The sequence below is a fragment of the Candidatus Uabimicrobium helgolandensis genome (assembly GCF_041508025.1).
Taxonomy (GTDB): domain Bacteria; phylum Planctomycetota; class Uabimicrobiia; order Uabimicrobiales; family Uabimicrobiaceae; genus Uabimicrobium; species Uabimicrobium helgolandensis.
This window is the reverse complement of sequence record NZ_CP165719.1, coordinates 3,542,787-3,562,941: the sequence shown is the minus strand read 5'-3', so window position 1 is coordinate 3,562,941 and position 20,155 is coordinate 3,542,787. Positions and strand designations below refer to the sequence as shown.

12 protein-coding genes are annotated in these 20,155 nt (G+C 34.6%); 8 read left to right on the top strand and 4 right to left on the bottom strand.

Annotated elements, in window-relative coordinates:
• Positions 1-90 precede the first annotated feature (90 nt).
• The gene (locus UABHE_RS13040; RefSeq protein ID WP_372370780.1) at positions 91-2,118 is read right to left on the bottom strand and encodes a urocanate hydratase; all 2,028 of its coding nucleotides are present in this window, start codon (positions 2,116-2,118) and stop codon (positions 91-93) included.
• 233 nt (positions 2,119-2,351) lie between these two features.
• Between UABHE_RS13040 and UABHE_RS13035 the strand changes: the two genes are divergently transcribed.
• The 3 genes from UABHE_RS13035 (at position 2,352) to UABHE_RS13025 (ending at position 6,011) form a co-directional block, all read left to right on the top strand.
• Positions 2,352-3,302, top strand: coding sequence for a PhoH family protein (locus UABHE_RS13035; protein ID WP_372370779.1), 951 nt, complete (start codon positions 2,352-2,354; stop codon positions 3,300-3,302).
• Complete coding sequence (ybeY, locus tag UABHE_RS13030; protein WP_372370778.1) at positions 3,268-3,696, top strand: rRNA maturation RNase YbeY; 429 nt, start codon at positions 3,268-3,270, stop codon at positions 3,694-3,696. The genes UABHE_RS13035 and ybeY overlap by 35 nt, the downstream gene beginning before the upstream one ends.
• A gap of 188 nt (positions 3,697-3,884) precedes the next feature.
• Complete coding sequence (locus tag UABHE_RS13025) at positions 3,885-6,011, top strand: S41 family peptidase (protein ID WP_372370777.1); 2,127 nt, start codon at positions 3,885-3,887, stop codon at positions 6,009-6,011.
• A gap of 107 nt (positions 6,012-6,118) precedes the next feature.
• Here UABHE_RS13025 and UABHE_RS13020 read toward each other — a convergent pair whose 3' ends face one another.
• The 3 genes from UABHE_RS13020 to UABHE_RS13010 all read right to left on the bottom strand — a co-directional run bounded on the left by UABHE_RS13020 (position 6,119) and on the right by UABHE_RS13010 (position 9,950).
• On the bottom strand, positions 6,119-7,774 hold the full coding sequence (locus UABHE_RS13020; protein WP_372370776.1) for a helix-turn-helix domain-containing protein: 1,656 nt from the start codon (positions 7,772-7,774) through the stop codon (positions 6,119-6,121).
• Positions 7,775-8,213: 439 nt separating this feature from the next.
• A complete protein-coding gene (locus tag UABHE_RS13015) occupies positions 8,214-9,473 on the bottom strand; it encodes a hypothetical protein (RefSeq protein WP_372370775.1) in 1,260 nt (419 codons plus the stop codon).
• Positions 9,474-9,485: 12 nt separating this feature from the next.
• A complete protein-coding gene (locus tag UABHE_RS13010) occupies positions 9,486-9,950 on the bottom strand; it encodes a hypothetical protein (RefSeq protein ID WP_372370774.1) in 465 nt (154 codons plus the stop codon).
• 409 nt (positions 9,951-10,359) lie between these two features.
• Between UABHE_RS13010 and UABHE_RS13005 the strand changes: the two genes are divergently transcribed.
• The 5 genes from UABHE_RS13005 to UABHE_RS12985 all read left to right on the top strand — a co-directional run bounded on the left by UABHE_RS13005 (position 10,360) and on the right by UABHE_RS12985 (position 20,154).
• Positions 10,360-13,389 (top strand): protein kinase, encoded by a 3,030-nt coding sequence (locus tag UABHE_RS13005; RefSeq protein ID WP_372370773.1) that lies wholly within the window; start codon positions 10,360-10,362, stop codon positions 13,387-13,389.
• Between the two features lie 205 nt (positions 13,390-13,594).
• Positions 13,595-13,990, top strand: a complete 396-nt coding sequence (locus tag UABHE_RS13000; RefSeq protein ID WP_372370772.1) for a hypothetical protein — start codon at positions 13,595-13,597, stop codon at positions 13,988-13,990.
• 216 nt (positions 13,991-14,206) lie between these two features.
• Positions 14,207-15,904 (top strand): FHA domain-containing protein, encoded by a 1,698-nt coding sequence (locus tag UABHE_RS12995; RefSeq protein WP_372370771.1) that lies wholly within the window; start codon positions 14,207-14,209, stop codon positions 15,902-15,904.
• A 2-nt stretch (positions 15,905-15,906) separates the two neighbouring features.
• A complete protein-coding gene (rsmA, locus tag UABHE_RS12990; protein WP_372370770.1) occupies positions 15,907-16,788 on the top strand; it encodes a 16S rRNA (adenine(1518)-N(6)/adenine(1519)-N(6))-dimethyltransferase RsmA in 882 nt (293 codons plus the stop codon).
• A gap of 66 nt (positions 16,789-16,854) precedes the next feature.
• Complete coding sequence (locus UABHE_RS12985; protein ID WP_372370769.1) at positions 16,855-20,154, top strand: M20/M25/M40 family metallo-hydrolase; 3,300 nt, start codon at positions 16,855-16,857, stop codon at positions 20,152-20,154.
• Position 20,155: the final 1 nt, after the last annotated feature.

Sequence of the window (20,155 nt, the reverse complement as noted above, 5' to 3'; positions counted from 1 at the left end):
CTCCAAAATGTTATAATTATTTGGCTACGATAACGACTATGACTACGGTCAAGGTCACGTCTTTTTATTTGAATGAGGACACGCCCTAAATTATTTTTTATTATCTCTTAACGCTTTTTCCACAGTGCTTTTTATAAGATCATTGTCTGTTAAATAAGGAAGAGTAATATGATTTACTTCTCCATTTTCATTGTAATTCATACATGTTTCTACTGAGTTGATATTTCGAGCCCATGCTCTTCGAGCAACACCACCCATTACATCCCAACTAATAGCAGATTTAATAGTATTATCAATACGCTCACTTCCATCAAGAACTAAGCCAAAACCACCGTTTATAGATTTACCAATACCTACACCTCCTCCATTATGGAGAACAACCAAGCTCATGCCGCGAGCAGCATTTCCAGCGAAACACTGTATTGCCATATCTGCCATAACATTACTACCGTCTTTAATGTTTGCTGTTTCCCTGAAAGGCGAATCGGTTCCTCCTGTATCATGGTGATCGCGTCCTAACATAATTGGCCCTACTTCTCCTTTTCTTACCATCTCGTTGAATTTTAAAGCTATTTTTACACGGCCAGCAGCATCTTGATATAGAATACGTGCTTGAGATCCGACGACCATTTGGTTTTTGGCAGCATCACGTACCCATATATAGTTGTCTTTGTCTTGAATACGTCGATTAGGGTCTATACACTCCATTGCTGCTTGGTCTGTTTTTTCTAAATCTTTTTTATCACCAGTTAAACACACCCAACGAAATGGTCCATATCCATAATCAAAAAGCTCTGGACCTAAAATGTCTTCAACGTAGGAGGGAAAAATAAAGCCATTACTCTCGTCAATACCATTCTTTGCAATTTCTTTTACTCCGGCATCAAAAATCGCTTTCATAAAACTATTTCCGTAGTCGAAAAAGTAAGTACCTTTTGCTACAAGAGCCTTTATATATTTGTAATGGGTGCATAAGGATTCATCTACCAATGATTTGAATTTTTGGCGATCGTTTTTTAATAGTTCTGTTCTTTCTGCGAACGAAATTCCTTGAGGTGTATAACCTCCATCGTAAACTGCATGGCAAGATGTTTGGTCCGAAAGAAGATCTATTGCTATGTCGTTTTCTACAGCGAATTTTAACAAATCAACAATGTTTCCGTGATATGCAATCGAAATAGATTCGCATTTTTGTTGATATTCTTTTGCTATTGCAAAGGTTTCTTCCATGGTATTTGCAATTTTTCCAACCCATCCTTGTTCATGACGAGTTGTTATTCGCGATTTATCTGTTTCAGCAATAATACCGACGCCTTGAGCTATTTCGATAGATTTTGCTTGCGCTCCACTCATTCCTCCCAATCCTGAAGATACAAAAAGTCGACCACGCAGGTCATCTTCTGTGCCTAGTTTTAATCTACCAGCGTGCAAGAGTGTGTTATAAGTTCCGTGCACAATTCCTTGAGGACCTATATACATCCAACCACCTGCGGTCATTTGTCCATAGTTTGCGACACCCATTTGCGTGGCAGTGTGCCAACTTTTAGAATTATTGAATGAACCAATCATTAGACCATTTGTGATGATAACACGAGGGTTCTCTGCAGAAGAAGCAAACAGTCCCAAAGGGTGTCCTGACTCTATTACTAAAGTTTGTTTTTCTGTTAGATTTTGCAAATATTTTTGTATTAAACGATATTGCATCCAATTTTGGCAAACTTGCCCAGTCTCACCGTATGTTACTAGTTCGTAAGGATAAAGTGCTACATCAAAATCAAGATTGTTATCCATCATTAATTGAAAGGCTTTACCTTCTAGACATTTTCCTTGATATTCATTGATACTCTTTGCTTTTATATTCCCTTGAGGACGATAACGATAAGCATAAATTCGACCTAACTGCGTTAACTCTTCCATAAATTCGCTAGCAAGATCTTTATGTAGGTTCTGTGGAATATAACGTAGAGCATTTTTAAGGGCTATTTGCGTTTGATCTTCTCGCAAAGAAAATCCTCGATCAGGCGCTCTACGTATATTTTCTACAAAGTTTGGATATTCAGGCAAGTGTTCATCTAGTTTTATTCTCATGGTTTTTGAAATATCAATATTGGTAATCATAAAAAAAATCCTTTTTTATCAACCCAACGAATATTAAGTGGTTATATACTATTAGGATGTTGCTAGTACTTGTAATAGAAAAGTATTCAGAAACGCCAAACTATTAAGCAGGTATAAGAACCTGCTACAGATATTAAGGACGTCCTAAAGGAAATAAAAATATTTACAATTATTACACAATACATTATGATCAAATGCTAAATCATAATATAGAAAGACGTGGTATATTTATCATGGAACACACTATATCTCTTAACGATTTTCCCGATATATCATTGCTTTTTGGAGCACAAAATTGCAACATTAAACTAATGAAAAAAAAATTTAATGTTGATATTTTAGCTCGGGATCATTTAAAAATATTGGGCGACGCTCACTCTATAGAGTGTATAACTAGAGTTGTCGAACAAGTAAAGGCTAAAATCTTAAAAAAAGGAAATATTAGCCAAAAAGAAGTAAATATGATCATTGAAAAGCATCTATCGAAAGAAACAGAAACGAAAACAGAAACAGAGAGCCAAGAAGAAAAGGAATATTTTCCTATTTCTCCAAGGACTTTGGGGCAAAAAAATTATCTTTTAGCAATGAAAAAGAATGACATTGTTTTTGCTATCGGACCAGCAGGGACAGGAAAAACTCATTTGGCAGTAGCCATGGCACTTGATGCTTTACATAAAAACACTGTACGTAAATTAATTCTAGTTCGTCCTGCTGTAGAAGCGGGAGAAAAACTTGGATTTCTACCAGGAGATTTTCAAGCTAAAGTAAACCCTTATTTACGACCATTATACGATTCACTTTACGATTTAGGAGGCTACGATCGAGTGAAGAAATACATGGAAAAAAGTATTATTGAGGTTGCTCCTTTGGCTTATATGCGTGGTCGCACATTAGAAAACGCATTTATTATACTTGATGAAGCTCAAAATACTACTGGTGGGCAAATGCGGATGTTTTTAACGCGTATGGGGCTTCACTCTAAAACGGTTGTTACAGGAGACCAAACACAAGTAGATTTACCCCCAGGCCAAATTTCTGGGTTAGTTGAAGCTGGAAAAATTTTACGTGGTGTTCGAGGAATTGAATTTGCACATTTAACACAAAATGACATTGTGAGGCATCGTTTAGTTCAAAGAATTGTAGAGGCATATGAAAAAAAATCGCAAAATAGTCATAACCAATGAGCAATCGCATGTTGAAATAAAATCCTCCGAAATAAAGAAAGCACTAGAATTAATACCGGAGCTGAATAACTTTCGATTGTCTATTGTTTATGTTGATGATGCTGAAATTAGCACTTTTAATGAACGGTATCTGAAACATAGTGGTGCTACTGACGTGCTTAGTTTTCCTATTTCATCTAAAGAAGGGGAAATTATTGTTTCTGCAGAAACTGCGTTGCGGGAAGCTAAAGAAAGAAATATTGACGTTCAAGGTGAAATTCTATTGTATACATTTCATGGTATTTTACACTTGCTAGGTTACGATGATCATAGCGATGAAGAATATGCAGAAATGCATGCAATAGAAAGAAAGTTATTAGAACAACTAGGGTATACCTGGAGTTGGGATGATTAATTTAAAAAGCAAGTTATAAAAAGTTTATTGGGATACATACCTTTGAGTATCATAGCGGTGTCAATCTTCGGTTATAGCTAAAGTTATATGCCTCTCCGTCTGTCCTTGCTCTGACACTCAAATTTTATGTTAACTTGAAATGCTCAAGAGCTTTTTGTGACCGACTTAATTGCGAAAGGGTTTCGGATATGAAAAACAAAGCTTGTATATTATTAGTAATTATATTTTGCGTAAATATCGGTTACGCACAAACAGACAATATTCAAACAAAAGTAGATAAATATATAAAATGGATGACGCGTAAAAAAAATCCCAATATTTGGGGAGCGTCAGCAAAATTGTATGCATTAGGAACAAATGCCTCTCCTGTAATCAAACGCAAATATAGAACATTACCTGTCGTTGCGCAGTTAGGCTGTTTAAAAGCGTTGGTTAGTCTTGGAGAATTAGATTACGCACAACAAAAATTATTAGTTATACTCAAAGAGAGAAACCCGCGCGATATAAAAACAATGGCGACAGGAATGCTTGAAGTTATTGGGGATTTTGAATTAGAAGAGGATCTCCTAGAAATATTAGATAAAACTTTTGATCCATACGTGAAAATAGCTATTGCGAAGCTAACTTGGCAAATTTCGCGTGCTCCAGACGCAATAAAATCTTTAAAAGGTTTTTTGAAAGTAGATAATTTTCGAATACAAGCAGCTGCGGCAATTGCTCTTGGAGAAGTTGGTAATATAAATGTAGCGCTTCCTATATTGAATAAATTAAAGGAGCAACCTACATCACAAGGACGAATGGCGCAAATCTTGCTTGATCACGATGCGCAAATAAACCATTACGAAACTTTATTATCATCGCAAGCAACAAAACCAAAAACAGAAGTAAAAAACGATAAATTGAAGTATCCATTAGTGGACGAAGTAATAAAAAAAATCAATGAATACCATGTAGAGGGAGATAAATTTTCTAAAGAAAAATTAGTTAACTCTGCTGTAGATGGTATTGTTTCTGGAACAGATGTTCATTCTGCATTTTGGACAAAGAAGGAATGGGATGATTTTGTAAGAACAGCGATTAACGAAGAATATGTTGGTATTGGTGTGTATGTTGGCGAACAAGATGGACAATTTACTATCATTTCTCCTGTTTATAGTGGGCCAGCATACAAAGCTGGTATTCGTTCTATGGATAAGATTCTTGAAGTAAATGGTTGGTCAACGCGCGATAAAACGATGGATGATATCATTAAAAAAATTAAAGGTGATCAAGGTACATCGGTTGAACTGAAAGTATATCGTAAAGGTTGGAGTAAAGCACGTGATATTGAAGTAAATCGAGAAAAAATACGTGTACCAAGTCTGTTTTCACAAATGCTTCCTGGAAATATTGGGTACGTTAAATTGACACAGTTTGGAAGAAAAGGCACTGCTGACATGGAAAAAGCTTTGTTACAACTAGAAAAGCAAAATATGGAAGCCTTTATTCTTGATTTACGAGGCAACGGAGGAGGGTGGTTACAAGTTGCTGTTGATATTATTGATAAATTTGTTGCTGGTAAGAAGCTTGTTGTTTATAGTGAGGGGCGGCACCCAGAAAAAGGCAAACGTTATAACTACTATAGTACTAACAATACACATCCTAATTTTCCAATGGTTGTTCTTGTTGATGAGTCTTCAGCAAGCGCATCTGAAGTTGTTTCTGGAGCTTTAAAACACTATAAAAGAGCACAAATTATTGGTCAAAGAACTTTTGGCAAAGGATCCGTACAAGAGCCTATCCCTCTTGATACAAGATCAGGAGCTAGACTTAAATTAACAATAGCTTTATACTACTTACCTGATGGAAGTTGTATTCACAATATAATGGATACGGAAGGTAAGATTGTTGAACGTAAAGGAGTTGTTCCTGATATTGAAGTAAATTACAATGATTTTGAGAGCTGGAAGAATGAAGAGTTTACGCGCTTAGAAGAAAGCAAAGCTTTCGAAAACTATCTTGATAAACATTACAAAAATAATAAAAAATTATTTCATAAGTTAGCAGATAACGACCAATTGAATCATGATCTATATCCTGGTTTTAATGAGTGGCATAAATCTTTAAAAACAAAAGCAAGTAAAAATGATACTCGTTACTGGTTACGTCTAAAAACCCGTGCGCGTGTTTCTGATGATCGCGGTAAGCAATATGCCTGTGATTATTTGGAAGACCCTATGCTACAAAGAGGTATTTGGGAACTGTGTAAAAAAATAAAAATTGATGCAGAAAAAATCGATGAATACAATATTTTTGCAGAGAAGTGGAAAAAGTAATGTGATAAAGCTAAGGCGGCTTTAAACTGCCTTAGCTTTAGAATAACTTAGGGAAATATATATTTGTTAGAACGTTTATATTACAAGGAAGACAAATGTGGTAGGCTCTAACTAATAAAAAATATATCGTCATCATTCTCTTCTTCGAGAACATCATCCCCTGAATCATCCATCATGATAGTGGGTTCAATCATTTTATTTGTTTTATAGTCCGCAACCTCTTTTTTTAGTAAGCTTTTTACACCTTTTATTAGGGAGTAACAAAGAGTACCCTGGTTGAGTAGACTATGAAGATCCTCTTTTTCCATTTGAAGTACATTGAGAGCTTCAGCGAAGGAATAGTAGAGGGAAGCATCTCCTTGTTGAGGTTGTGGTTCCACTCCTGGTCTAGATATTTTTTCTGCTTGCTCTTCTTCGTCAAAGTCATCCACAAGAGGCAAAACAATAGTGTTATCGTATTTTGGCGGCGGAGAAGTTACCTTTTTTTCTTGCTCAATAGATAACGTTAGATCTTCAATTGGAATTGCATCAGCACAATCATCGTCATCGTCGTCTAAATCGATATCTTCTTCTTCAACCTCGACTACAGGTGTTACTTGTTTTGCAATAGGACGAGGAACGGTAGGCTTATTGTTAGTAGAAACCTGCATTGAATTTTGAACAAACTGCATAGAGCATAATTTTAGTAAGTCACTACGCTTTATATTTTTTAATTTGTTCATGCGATAGGTTTTTATTTCATGTGACTTAATTATTTCCATTAATTCATCAGGGTCTACTTGTAATTCTTGTGCCACTTCAGCAAGTGTATAAAAAGATTTCGTAAATTCTTTTCCACGAGAAATTGTTTCTTTTACAGGTTTTGAAATAGGAGTTATATTGCTTTTAGTGTCTTCTTCTGGAAAAATAACCATTGCCGGTTGAGACTCTGCATACAAACTGGGAGGAGTTTCTTGTTTTGGTATTTCCGGTATTTCTGGTATTTCTGGTATTTCCGGCGTAGCTGAAAAATCTATCTTTATGTTTGTTCCTGTATTTGCTGAAGGAGAAGGGATAACAATTGGCGCTATATCATCGTCGTCTTCTACTTCAATTTCGTGGTTTGATGGCATAACAATTGTTCGATCTGCTTGTTTTTGCAGACGATACATATCTATATCGTCTTTGACATAGCACACGTCTCCAGCAACATTAAGCGTTTCAATTTCGCCATTTTCAACCATTTTTTGCAGAGTTTCTTCCTCTAGCTGAAGTTCGCGTAAAGTTTGATCTAGCGAATAAGTTTCTTTGATCGGCACCGAAATAGATGGACTAAGATTTTGTGGTAAACTAAGGCTCATTGCCTCGTCGTCTTCAACCACAATATCACTAGTACTTCCTGGCATGACAATGGTTTTATCATCCATAATATTACTAATAAACCCATCAATCTCAACACAGGAGAACTGCACTTCCCCTCCTTCTTGGTATGCCTGGATGTCGCCATCTTCAATAAAACGTTGCAATTCTTCGTTTTCTATTTGCAATTTTGTTAAAGCTTCATCCCACGTATAAAACTTTTTTTCTTGAGATGATTGACTGTGGCATAACAGGTGCGCGTGGTCTCTTTCTTTTTGTACTTTTTCAACATCAGCTTGTTGAAATTTTAAACTACCTTCGTGTCTAACAGGATTTAATTGATTACTCGCCATTAAGTCGTTTAACTCTTTTGACGAAATCCCAAGTTTTTCTTTCACTTCACCAAATGTATACACACCAGACATTACATTTCCTCTACTGAAGTTGAAGTAAAGGTCATAGTAAGGAACATTTTTCCTTACAAATCCCTAATGCTAATCAACAACACACAAACGTTTTGAATTGTAAAATTTTTTGTAATTTTATTATAACGAACTTTTTTTGCACTGTAAAGCGTATTTATGTTTCGACTTATTAAGTCGAGGCTGTGATCAATTAGATTGTAAGCGTGACCTTAGTCGTAATCGTAGTTGTAGCCGAATTATGTTTAAGGAGAAAATTTTATAGCTTCTCTTTAGGAAAGCAAAAACGGTTATAGTCGTGGTAACGGTGACAATCATGACAACAATTACGAAATGTTGTATTACTAATTATAGAGTACAAATGAAAGTGGGCTTTTTTTCTAAATTGATTACTTACTTTAGTTAAAAATAGAAAAAATAAATTTTTTCGTTAGTGTTTATTTTAACTAGACGCGGCAATCTTGTTTTTGTATTCGTGAACAAAATTCTTTATATATGCTTTTTCAATTTTCAGCAATTGTTTCCACATTGGTTCGCAGATAAAGAAAAGTTCAAAAGGAAGTTTTCCTAAAAATATTTTAACCTTGGCATCCGATTTTTTTAAATAAAATAATTGGTCTTTGTTTATCACAAGCAATTTGTTAGCACTTATATTGATTAATTGTGCATCAGAATGAATCTTTCGATTATTTTGCTTGAATAGTTTTTGAATGTTTTGTATCTCTGTCCAAGATGAAGAGTCCGATATTTTCTTTTCAAAAAGAAGTTCTCCTGGTTTAAAAAGATATTCTAAAAAATTGTGGTCTCTTTTGGCATTTTGAAAAGGAATAATTATTTTTTTCTTGTCGAAGCAAAAGATTTCAATTTCAACATCTTTCAATACAATATGCTGTATTTGTTCCCAGAAAATAGTGCTTTTTGAAAATAAGCCAGCTATCTTTATTCCGTGATTATACACAAAACATTTTTTATAGCTACTAACAATAGATATAAAAATATTTATGCTACTAACTGAAATGACGATTGCAAATATAATTTTGTAAAAAAAATAAATTTCAGGTAAACTCGTCCATGGAATAACTACAAATATCCACATAAATATAGCGACATAACCACACGTACTCAAAAAACGTTTTGCAAAATATTTTTTAGCATTATATTCAAAACAATCTTGGTCACAATGCTTTTCAAATTTATCTTGTAAAAAATTCTTGGTATTTTTTTGATAGTGATCGCGACGAGCATTACTAATATTATCAAATATTTTTTGTACTTTAAAGCGTGTTGCAAATAGTCTTGAAATATTTTTTTGCCTTATACCTAGAGCGGCGTAGTAGATATAAAACACGTTTATTATTCCCACGCTGTAAATAATTCCAATAAGATATTTATGTATGTATGGATGTGGAAATAGCATAACACAAGAATATAAACTTAATATAGAGATGAAAAGATACATACTTGCTGAAAGAAATAGAAAAAAAGCAAATTTTTTGCGTTGCTTCAGTTCTTTCTCTACTAAGTAACCGAGCTGCCAACTTAGAATAGAAGAAATTTTCCACACACAAGGAACAGAGAGACTATAACAAACTAAAGTCAGATTAGTGATTGTGAACTCGACCAACGCAAATACAGCTGCTGCTATAGAAAGACATAGTGTTGCGTATAATAGCCGCATGAGAAACTTTTTATTGTGAATCATTTTTATCCTTGTTTATCTTTGAAATAACGTCATCAAAATTCTTGCATTTATATCTTGAGAACGGATAATGCAGATTTTTTTTGTATTCTTTGTATCCCAAGTATACACTAAATATTCACTATTTGTAAGTTTGGGAATAACAAAATCTGTTGGTACAGAAAAATTCGTGGACATATTATCAACAGATAACATACCATTTTCTTGATTAAGAATATTATTTTTTGTTGCTATGATATAGCAAATATTTTTTGTTGTAACAACGATGTCCTGAGAATCAAGTTCTCTTCCTGAATTGTAATGCCAATCGACAAGAGTGTAGCTTGCAGGAAGAATTTTATCTTGAAAATTTATAGTTGTATCGATAGGTAAAACAGAAAAACGATTTTGCAAATACATGATACTAATTATAGACACAGAAAGTATTAATCTTCGCAATATTTTTTGTAATTTTTTCCATTTATTGCTAGAATAAGACATGGTTTTTCCTATTTGTAACTTTGTTCAGACTACTTCTTAAATATGCAGGCATTTTACGTTGCATTTACAAAATGCGCAAACAAATAATTGTTTATTTGTCCATACGCTGGGGCGTGTTCGTATTCAAATTTTTATACGATATAAGATATATTGGTCAATAGCGAAGTACTTTGAAAGTAATAGTACTGCTCTGTAATTGAAAAGCTAGATACTTTGTGTAGCAGACTTAAAAAAGATGGATGTGGACATGTCTTAAATGGTGTAAGATTTTCGGCTTTTAATCCAATTTTTACAAGGAGATGTTCCTATTTCTTTTTCAGAATACGTACAATGTGTCCCTTTAAAGTATGAAATTTTGTAAAAATTTAGATAAGAACATGTTCTAGAACTCAGTAGAAAGGCGAATCGCGTGACTAAATACCCCAAAATAGATGGATATTTTATTGATAGCGTTCTTGGCGCAGGAGGAATGGGACAAGTATTTAAAGCTAAACAAATTTCAATGGATCGCTATGTCGCAATAAAAGTAATTCCTAACACAACAGAAAACGACTCCTATATAAAAAGATTCGAAAAAGAAGCAAAATCTGTGGCAAAACTAAATCACCCTAATATTGTTAGGGGTATTGATCATGGAAGGAACGAAGAGGTCTGTTATTTTGTTATGGAGTTTATTGAAGGAACAAGCCTACAACAAAAATTAGAAAAACATAGCCTCAACGAAAAAAAATCACTGGAAATAATACTACAAGTTTCTCAAGCGCTAAATCACGCGTATAAAAATGGCATTATTCATCGGGATATAAAGCCAGATAATATAATGATTACGCCAGATAACCGAGTACTTTTATGTGATTTAGGGTTAGCAAAAAGTGTTTCGAATGATACCACGTTAAGTGGTAGTATGATGGGAACACCACATTATATGTCCCCTGAGCAGTGCCGCGGAGAATCAGATATCGATACGCGTAGTGACATATATAACTTAGGGATTACTCTTTTTCATATGCTCGTTGGTAGTGTTCCTTTTGATGCACCCCATGCCGCCGCTGTATGCATGATGCATATTTCAAATGAAATTCCAGACCCTCGCGAAACAAAAAATATTTCTAATACAACACTCGAATTAATAAAAAAAATGGCTGCAAAAGATGTAAAAGATCGATTTCAAAATCCTCAAGAACTGATTGTAAGTATTCAAGATATTCTTAGTGGTAAAATTATTGTACCCAAAGTGAATATAAGTAAAAAACGCGTAAAAAAAGTACAAACACGGCGTTTAAAAAAGAATAGCTTGTCATCGACAAGAGAGACTGCCAAAGAACGAAATAAGAGTTCTTCAAATTTATCAACCAGTCGTTTAAGTAACCAGCGTTCTCAAAAAAACAACAACAATAACACATATATAATGGTTATTGTTGGAATCATACTTGGAGCCACTGTTTTTGTTATTTTCTTTGGTAGTGGTAACGAGATAGATTATGAAACAATGCACCAAGATGTAGTGACTCTTCTTGAACAAAAAAAATGGGACGACGCTTTTGGAAAAATAAAACAGTACAATGATTATTTTTCTTATGAAAAACTAAAGCGTTTAGAGAGACAAATGTCGCTGTTTAAGCAATTTGAACTGTCTATTGAACAGAAGGCTTTCCAAGGCAATTTTAACGAAGCGCACGCTCTGGTTGCTCAGCTTAAGGAAGAAATAAGTACACCAGTATTAAACACATATGTTGAAGGTATTGGGGCAGAAACTAGTACGAAAGAAAAAGGTGTTATAGATAAATTAGAAAGGCAATTTACTACTGCAAAACAATTGATAGAATTCCAAGAATTATTACAAAAGACAAAAGAGATATTGGTATCTAGTAATCAAACAACAAGGCAAAGAGAAATACTGCGAAAAATAACAAACAAAATTGATTACTTTGAAAACCAGATTGTTCAAAAGGAGTACTCTGAACAAAAACAAGTTTCGAATCCAGAACAAATACAAAAAGCTGTCAAAAAAGAAAAAGAAGAAATACCTGAACCTGATCCTGCTTTGCAAGAAATGGTTAAAGAGCTTGGAACAATAAGAGAATTGATATCATCGGCTGAAATGGAACAAGCAATAGAAAAATTGAGTGTTTTAGATTTAGACCTATTTTCATCGCAAGCTCTTTTTCGTTTAGAGATAGTAAAAATAGATGAAGTGATTGAGCAATATTTAGTAGAGTCTTTTGTATTCGAAGATGATAATTTAACTGTAAGTAATATCGAAAAAGTAGAACAAGCTTTGATTTTTCATAGAAGTATGATTCCGTTTATAAAAAGAGATATACTTGAAAAACAGTCGTATCTTAGCGACGAAGTAAAAAAAATAGTAGATGAGGTTGTTAAACAATCATTTGAGGAAGATCCTGCAAACAACGATTTAACTGTATATGTTAGGCTTCTAGAGTTTTTACGTAATTACCAAAAAGATCTACTGGAGTTAAGCAATGTTTGGGAAAACGATATTGCACAAGTGTTTAAAAAATTTACAGAATACACCCGAAAGCATTTTCGTAATCACATGGCAGCTCTCTTAACGGCACACACTCAGGTATTCTCTATTCATGTACCTAGCGAAAAAATAGAAGAAATGCGTAAACAAAACGAACAAGTCTTGAGTGATCATCTTAAAACAAGAACTCTGAAGAATCTTATGAGAAAGCAAGAATACGAAGAGGTACAACAACTAAGCAAGCAAGCTTCGCAAGTTTTCAAAGAAGAAGAAAAATATTATCAAACTCAACGAAACGAAGCGCGTATACGCGATTTATTATTTTTAAAGAGTAACAATAACAATTTTCATTACCGTTTTGACCAAAACTCAGAGTCTATAGAAGATTGGCAGCTAGTAAGGCTTAAAGATAAACGAAAAACGTCTAACAAGATTTCAACAAAATTTCCCGCCATTGGAGGAGGGTATTCTTTATTTTGGAAATTTCCTGTCAAAGATGAATTTCAGGTGGAAGTAGAATTTTGGAATCCTATTAACAAACGCACGCGACGTAAAGGCTTATCCTCTAAGCGTTGGCCTAATTCATTTGGAATAATAGGCTACAGTAGAGAGGAACCTTCTCTTATGTTTTTATTAAATCGCGATAAGACAGAAATTGGTATTGCGAAAAAACGCTTTGTTCCACTAAAACGATCAAGAGATGAATTCCCAAGATCTGACCTTAATCCACAAACTATTTTTGTTACTGCTCGAACAAAGCCTCTACTAATAGAAGTACGTCAAAAAAATATTAGAGTTGAACACAAAGATTTTGAAATGAAAAAAGATTTTTATATAGGAGTTATTAATGTTAAATCTTCACCTTATCCGCTAATTATCAAGTCAATTAAATTAAATAATGTAAATTTTTATACAGACAAATACTTAGATAAAAAAGATTTTGACTTTTAGCAATAGATTCCTAGATAAAATAACGTTAAAATTTAGGGTGCACTTACCAGAGCGTGTCGGCATGTAGGTTTTTATATTAGGTAGCAAGGCACTTTGAGAGCGCACAAGTTGTGCTTTGTAATATCGTACTGGTCTTTAAAAGAACCAAACGATAAGGAAGATAAATGTTGGTGCGCCCCAATTAATGACGAAGAAAGTATAACACATGGAAGATAATTCACTTCATACAGCTTTAAATGTTCTTATACGCGTAAAAGACAACCTTTTAGAGACAATGGTGGATGAGTTAGTAACACACCAAGATGATGATCCATGTTCATTTAGTTTACAAGAAATTGAAGATAAATTTGCTATTCGTATGGCAAACTTGAATACACTTATTATTACCCTTCAGGATCAAATAAGTAGTGGTGGACATCAAGGAATACCTCGTATCATTACCAATGTTGAAGACACGACAAGGGAAAAGTTAGGTAACAAACTCGATGAACTTTTAGAGTTTATTTCTCCAGAAGAAGTTCTACATTTATCTGTAGTGCCGCAAAATGCAGATTCCGAAAAATACACAATTATACTTGTATATCAAGAATATAATGGTTAAGGCTTATTGTTTTAAAGTGCATTTTCGCGTAAAATTTTATAATCGTTGTCGTGATCATCGCCGTTACTGCGACCATGACCGATTTATTTTTGAAGAAGAGATAATTGATAATACGCTTAAGAAAACAAGCCTAAGGAGAATGGAGACAAGTGATACCGTTATGTTTCCACTCATCTAAATTGATTATTAACATATTTATTGGTCAAGGAAAACATAATGGAACGTTTGATCATTATCGAAAACGGTGAAGAGATCGTTTTTAATATCGAAAGTCGCGTAGTAACTATAGGCAGAAGTAGCAAAAATGATATACCAATAAAAGATAGAAATGCTTCTCGTAGACATTGTAATATTATAAAAGTAGGAGATTCGTGGTTTGCTGTGGACTGTGATAGTCAAAATGGGACACTGGTAAACCAAAAACCAATCAAAAAACAAGAATTAGAAGATGGGGATAAAATTTCTGTTGGAGCGGCAGAGATGATATTTATGATTGCCCAGGAAAAACCTCTCCAAACAGAAGAAAGCATGGTCGTGTCTTCTCCGGTAAAAAAACATCCTTTACAAGATGATGATATCGACGAAAAAACATCTGAGGAAAAAAATCCAGATCCAAAAATAAATGAGTCGCCTCAACCTTCTGAAACGCGCCCAAAAAAAATACATGTTGAAAAAGATGTTGCTAAATCGGAAAAGCAAGAAGTAGATTCTTCTCAAAAAAGTGATTTGCAGAACAGTTCTACACCACTAAATAATGGCACACCACCAAACAATAGTTTTACACCATTACCAAATAATAGTTTTACACCGCTACCAAGTAGTGATTCTGTTCCGCAGTCAAGTAATAGCTCTACGCCGCAGTCAAGTAATAATTCTGCGTCGAAGCCAAGTAGTGATTCTGTTCCGCAGTCAAGTAATAACTCTGTGTCGCAGCCGAATATTCCTAAGAACGATAATCGTTCTTCAGAGGTGCGTGGTCGCCGTAGCGCAACTGCGGCAAAACAAGTATTTGAATTATACCAAACCTATAGCACACAGTTTTCACAACAAATAGTAGGGTATGACCACATAGCAAAATTACTTTTTATTGCTCTTATCAATAATGAGCATTGCCTACTTACAGGTCCTCCAGGAGCCGGGAAGTTATATACAGTACGTACGATTGGCGAATTATTGGGACTTTCGTTACAACGAGTTTCGTATCTTGGCATTGAAAACTACATGTCTAATAGTGATAATTATAATTTAGAGTCTTTATTTAGTAGTAACTTAAACTTTATTGATCATAATTTTCAAGTGTCAGAGAACGTAATGACGCTTATTTTTGATTTTTTGCAAAATCAAAAAATGCCAACAGAAAGAAAAACAAGTAATTTTCAACAAGTGAATTCTATTGTTGCAGGGAATCTTCCTGGCAAACAAACATCTTCTCAAATGATGCAGTACAAAGACGCTTTTATGTTTGATATTCCTCTTGATTATCTTGATATTAATTTAGAAACAGATATTTTGAAGCAAAACGTTAGCACTGTAAATAGAGCGAAAAAATCAATGAATTTTGCACGCTATTTTGGTTATTTTCAAATGCTAATGGCTAGTAGTGTTGTAAGCGATGAGATACTTAAGTTTATTGCTGCTATTGTTCATCATAGTCGTCCTTATCAAAGTCAGTGCGAAGAAGTAAAGAGTTATTTTTTATATGGTTGCGGTCGTAAGGCAGGACTTGCTCTTTTGAAAGCAAGCCAGACATATGCACTTTTAAGCAAACGTAAAGAAGTGACAGTGGAAGATATTGTTGAAATGTCTTACTATGTTTTACACCATCGAGTTGCTATAAACGAAGAAGGACGCAAGGCCAAAAAGAGCAAGAAACACATTATTGAATCCTTGATTAAATTTGCTAAAGAAAATTAAATATGTTCCCTACATCCCCCAAAAAGCTTGAAAAATATTTGACCTATCTAGGTGCCGCCCCCCAAAAAAAATGGGGGCAGAATTTTTTATTAGATACGAGTTATCATGTCGCAATTAAAAGTGCTGCTGAGTTGAGCGAGAATGATGTTGTGCTAGAAATTGGCGCTGGCCTAGGCCACCTAACGCAATTTTTACAACCTTTCGTTCATAAACTTTATATTGTTGAGATTGACCCACTTATGGTAAAAGCGTTACAAAGTTCATTTGTCGCTGCTGAGAATTTAGAAATCATATCTGAAGATATTCTTCAAAAAAAAAGAAAATTGAATCCTCTTGTATTGCAAAAAATAAAAGATTCTATCGATGGGTTTGACTTTAAAATAATTGCCAATCTTCCTTACAATATTTCAGCGCCAATTATTGTAAATTTTCTATCGACTTCTCTACCTATTTCTAAAATGATATTTATGGTACAAAAAGAAATTGCAGAACGTATTATAGCTGAACCTAAAACTGAATTTTATGGTCCATTGACTGTTCAAACACAAATTTATGCCTCTGTTAAAATTCTGAAATATGTACCAGCAGAAGCTTTTTTCCCTGCTCCTAAAGTCACATCTGCTATTATTGAAATTGTTCCTCACAATAAATTATTGCATACTATCAATAACATAGAACTATTTAAGAGACTTGTTCAATCAACGTTCTGTTTACGTCGTAAAAAAATAGCTAATTCGCTTAAAAAAGGAGCTAATCTACCAGAAATATCAAAAGATAATTTAGATAAAATTGAAGAACATTTTGATTTATCTAGGCGTCCTGAAACCTTTTCTGTAGAAGAGTTCATTCATATGGCAAATATAATAGACAGTCTGGATAAGTAGCTTGGTAACCGTTTACAGTGACTTGACAATTTTTATAATTCCTACATTTTAAAAGAGGTAACCACCATGAGTAAAAGACTTATTTTTATAATACTGGTACTAAATATTTTGTACGCTTTAGACATAACGCACCACGAAATAATTCTCAAACTCGATCCAAAAACAAATCACTTAAATGTTTCTGATACAATGACATTCAAAAACGCAGGTGAAAAAAATTATCTTCCGTTTAGTTTACATGGTAACCTTACTGTAGAAGTTAAAAGTGCACACTGGAAACTAGAATTTGTTGGTAAAACTTCGTGGGATGCAACAGGTATTAACGCTTATTACAAAAAGCTAGATAAATTATTTCCGATTCATAATTACAAGCTGATCCCAATAAAGGAACCAATCTCGAACAAAGTATCTATTTCTTATAGTGGTAGAATTACGTTGCCTCCGACTTCTTCAGAAGAAGAGTATGTACGTAGTTTTAGTGAAACACCTGGCATTATAAGTGAAGAAGGTGTTTATCTTACTAGTACAAGTTTGTGGTACCCTCAACAACAAAATAAAATGGTTTCATTTCTATTAAAAGCTCACCTACCACAAAAGTGGCAACTAATATCCCAAGGTAAGCAAAAACTCGTAGATAAAGATTGTGTTGTATGGAACTGTACATCTCCAATGGAAGAGATTTATTTGGTAGGCGGTCCACTTCATAAATTTGAAAAACGCTACAGCAAAACAACGGCAATGGTGTACATCCACAGTCGCGATGAAGGTCTTGCAGATAAATATCTTACTGCAACAGGACAATATCTCAAAATGTACAACGACTTATTAGGGAATTATCCTTATGATAAATTTGCACTTGTTGAAAATTTTTGGGAAACAGGTTATGGAATGCCTTCTTTTACTCTTTTAGGACCACGTATTATTCGCTTTCCCTTCATTTTACGTTCTTCGTATCCACATGAAATTTTGCATAACTGGTGGGGGAATGGCGTTTTTGTCGATTACCAAAGCGGAAATTGGTGCGAAGGTTTAACAGCATATCTTGCAGATCATTTGCTGAAAGAACAAGAAGGCAAGGGTGTCGAGTCGCGACGTAGTACCCTACAGAGATATCGTAACTTTGTTCGACAAGACCGCGATTTTCCACTATCGCAATTTCGTAGTCGCCATTCTCCTGAAACAGAAGCTGTAGGATATGGTAAGTGTCTAATGCTATTTCACGAACTACGCCAAAAACTAGGTGATAAACTTTTTATAGAGTGCCTACGAGAATTTTATGACAAATTTTTATTCAAAAAAGCGAGCTTTACAGATATTGAGAATATTTTTTCGCGCGTAGCAAAACAAGATTTACATATGTTTTTTCATCAACGTGTAGAGAAAAAAGGTGCGCCTGATATTGGGATAAAAAATGTATATCTTCACCAAAATAAGTTACATTTTACATTAGAACAACTACAAGAAAAAAATGTGTACCATTTGCAAATTCCTGTAGCTATTACTTATGAAGATGGTAGCACTTCGTACAACAAAGTTCAGCTTGTTTCGAAACAACAATTATTTGAATTAGATTTAAAAAAAACCGCTGTACGTATAGATATTGATCCGCAATTTGATTTGTTTCGTAAAGTGCATCGTAGTGAAATCCCTACTTCTTTTGGACAATTGTTTGGTGCCGCAAAAACAGTGCTTGTCTCAAAGGACCCAAATACATATCGCGCTACCCTGGATAAGTGGGGACGAGGTCGCGATATGCGTATGCTGAATAATAAAGATTTTACGAGTATACCTGAAAATAGTTGTGTGTGGTTTTTAGGAAAAAATCATTCACACCGCAAAAAATTACAAGAGATTTTTGCTGAACAACATAATGTAACTTTAAACAAAAATGAAATTACTATTGGAAATAATAAGCCTATTTCTTTGAAAGATCATATTGTTGTACTCTGTACCCAGCATCCTACAAACGAAGAATTGGCTATTGGTTGGATTTTAGGTGAAAAACTAGATGCTATTCCGGCGGTTGCGAGAAAACTACCTCATTATGGAAAATATAGTTATTTGGCTTTTTCTGGCACAGAAGCAAACAACGTTCTTAAAGGACAATGGAGTGTATTACAATCACAGATGACCTACCATCTATCGACGACTAACGCGGCAATGGGAAAGCTTCCTACTCGAAAAGCCTTGTGCAATCTTCCTATAATGTTAGATGATAAAGGACTAAGGGCACATGTTGCTTTTTTAGCGTCATCACAAATGAAAGGTCGTGGATTAGGTACACCGGAACTTGATGAAGCAGGAAAATACATAGAGAATGAAATGAAAAAATCTGGTTTACGTCCAGGAAACAGCGGTAGTTATTATCAACGTTTTACCACGAAAGTAAATCATCCACAGCAACAACAAATGCGTGTGAATAATGTTATTGGAATTGTTCCTGGCACAAATCCGAAATTAAAGGATGAGCCCGTTATTTTATGTGCACACTATGATCACTTGGGCCTAGGCTGGCCTGATGTGCGCAAAGGTAATAGCGGAAAAATTCATTTTGGTGCGGATGACAACGCCAGTGGTATAGCTGTGATGATTGAAATGGCAAAACTATTTGTGCGCAAACCAGGACAACGTCCTCTAATTTTTATTGCTTTTTCTGGAGAGGAAGTAGGTCGCCTAGGTTCTAAGTATTACGTATCGCAATTAAAAAATATTAAACCTTTTGCAGTAGTAAATCTAGATAGTGTCGGTCGTCTAGAAAATAAAGCGCTATTAGCTTTAGGTACTGGTAATACAAGAGAATGGCCGTTTATTTGTTTTGGTTGCGGCGCAGTAACTAATGTAAAAATAACTTCTGTACCACAAAGTGAAGACAGCAGTGACCACACTAGTTTTTGGGAAAAAGGTTTTCCAGCAATACAACTTTTTTCTGGAGCCCATGTAGATTATCACAGTCCTACAGACACCATTGACAAACTTGATTTCCCAGGAATGATTAACGTTATGCTCGTTTTACAGGAAATGCTAAATTACCTTACTAATCGCGAAAAACCACTTACAATTTTAGGCCAGAAAACCCAAATCAAGTCAACAAACAATAAGCAAAGAAGGGCGAGTTTGGGCAGTATTCCAGATTTTACATATCGCGGTCCAGGTGTACGAATTTCTGGTGTTGTTCCCAATTCTGCTGCCGCAGGTGCAGAAATGAAATCAGGTGACATTATTACTAAACTGGGAACTATAAACATAAATAGTTTACGAGGTTTCGCCAATGCTCTCAAAGAGTATAAGCCAGGAGACAAAGTGGAAGTTGTTTTTAAGCGTGGTGAAGAACAACGCTCTGTTATGGTGACTCTAAAGGAGAGATAAA

Bases quoted from the DNA above. Each gene is read 5' to 3' on its own strand.
- ybeY (WP_372370778.1), top strand. From the start codon at position 3,268: ATGAAAAAAAATCGCAAAATAGTCATAACCAATGAGCAATCGCATGTT.
- UABHE_RS13025 (WP_372370777.1), top strand. From the start codon at position 3,885: ATGAAAAACAAAGCTTGTATATTATTAGTAATTATATTTTGCGTAAAT.
- UABHE_RS13000 (WP_372370772.1), top strand. From the start codon at position 13,595: ATGGAAGATAATTCACTTCATACAGCTTTAAATGTTCTTATACGCGTA.
- UABHE_RS13020 (WP_372370776.1), bottom strand. From the start codon at position 7,774: ATGTCTGGTGTGTATACATTTGGTGAAGTGAAAGAAAAACTTGGGATT.
- UABHE_RS12995 (WP_372370771.1), top strand. From the start codon at position 14,207: ATGGAACGTTTGATCATTATCGAAAACGGTGAAGAGATCGTTTTTAAT.
- UABHE_RS13010 (WP_372370774.1), bottom strand. From the start codon at position 9,950: ATGTCTTATTCTAGCAATAAATGGAAAAAATTACAAAAAATATTGCGA.
- UABHE_RS13035 (WP_372370779.1), top strand. From the start codon at position 2,352: ATGGAACACACTATATCTCTTAACGATTTTCCCGATATATCATTGCTT.
- UABHE_RS12985 (WP_372370769.1), top strand. From the start codon at position 16,855: ATGAGTAAAAGACTTATTTTTATAATACTGGTACTAAATATTTTGTAC.
- UABHE_RS13015 (WP_372370775.1), bottom strand. From the start codon at position 9,473: ATGATTCACAATAAAAAGTTTCTCATGCGGCTATTATACGCAACACTA.
- UABHE_RS13040 (WP_372370780.1), bottom strand. From the start codon at position 2,118: ATGATTACCAATATTGATATTTCAAAAACCATGAGAATAAAACTAGAT.
- rsmA (WP_372370770.1), top strand. From the start codon at position 15,907: ATGTTCCCTACATCCCCCAAAAAGCTTGAAAAATATTTGACCTATCTA.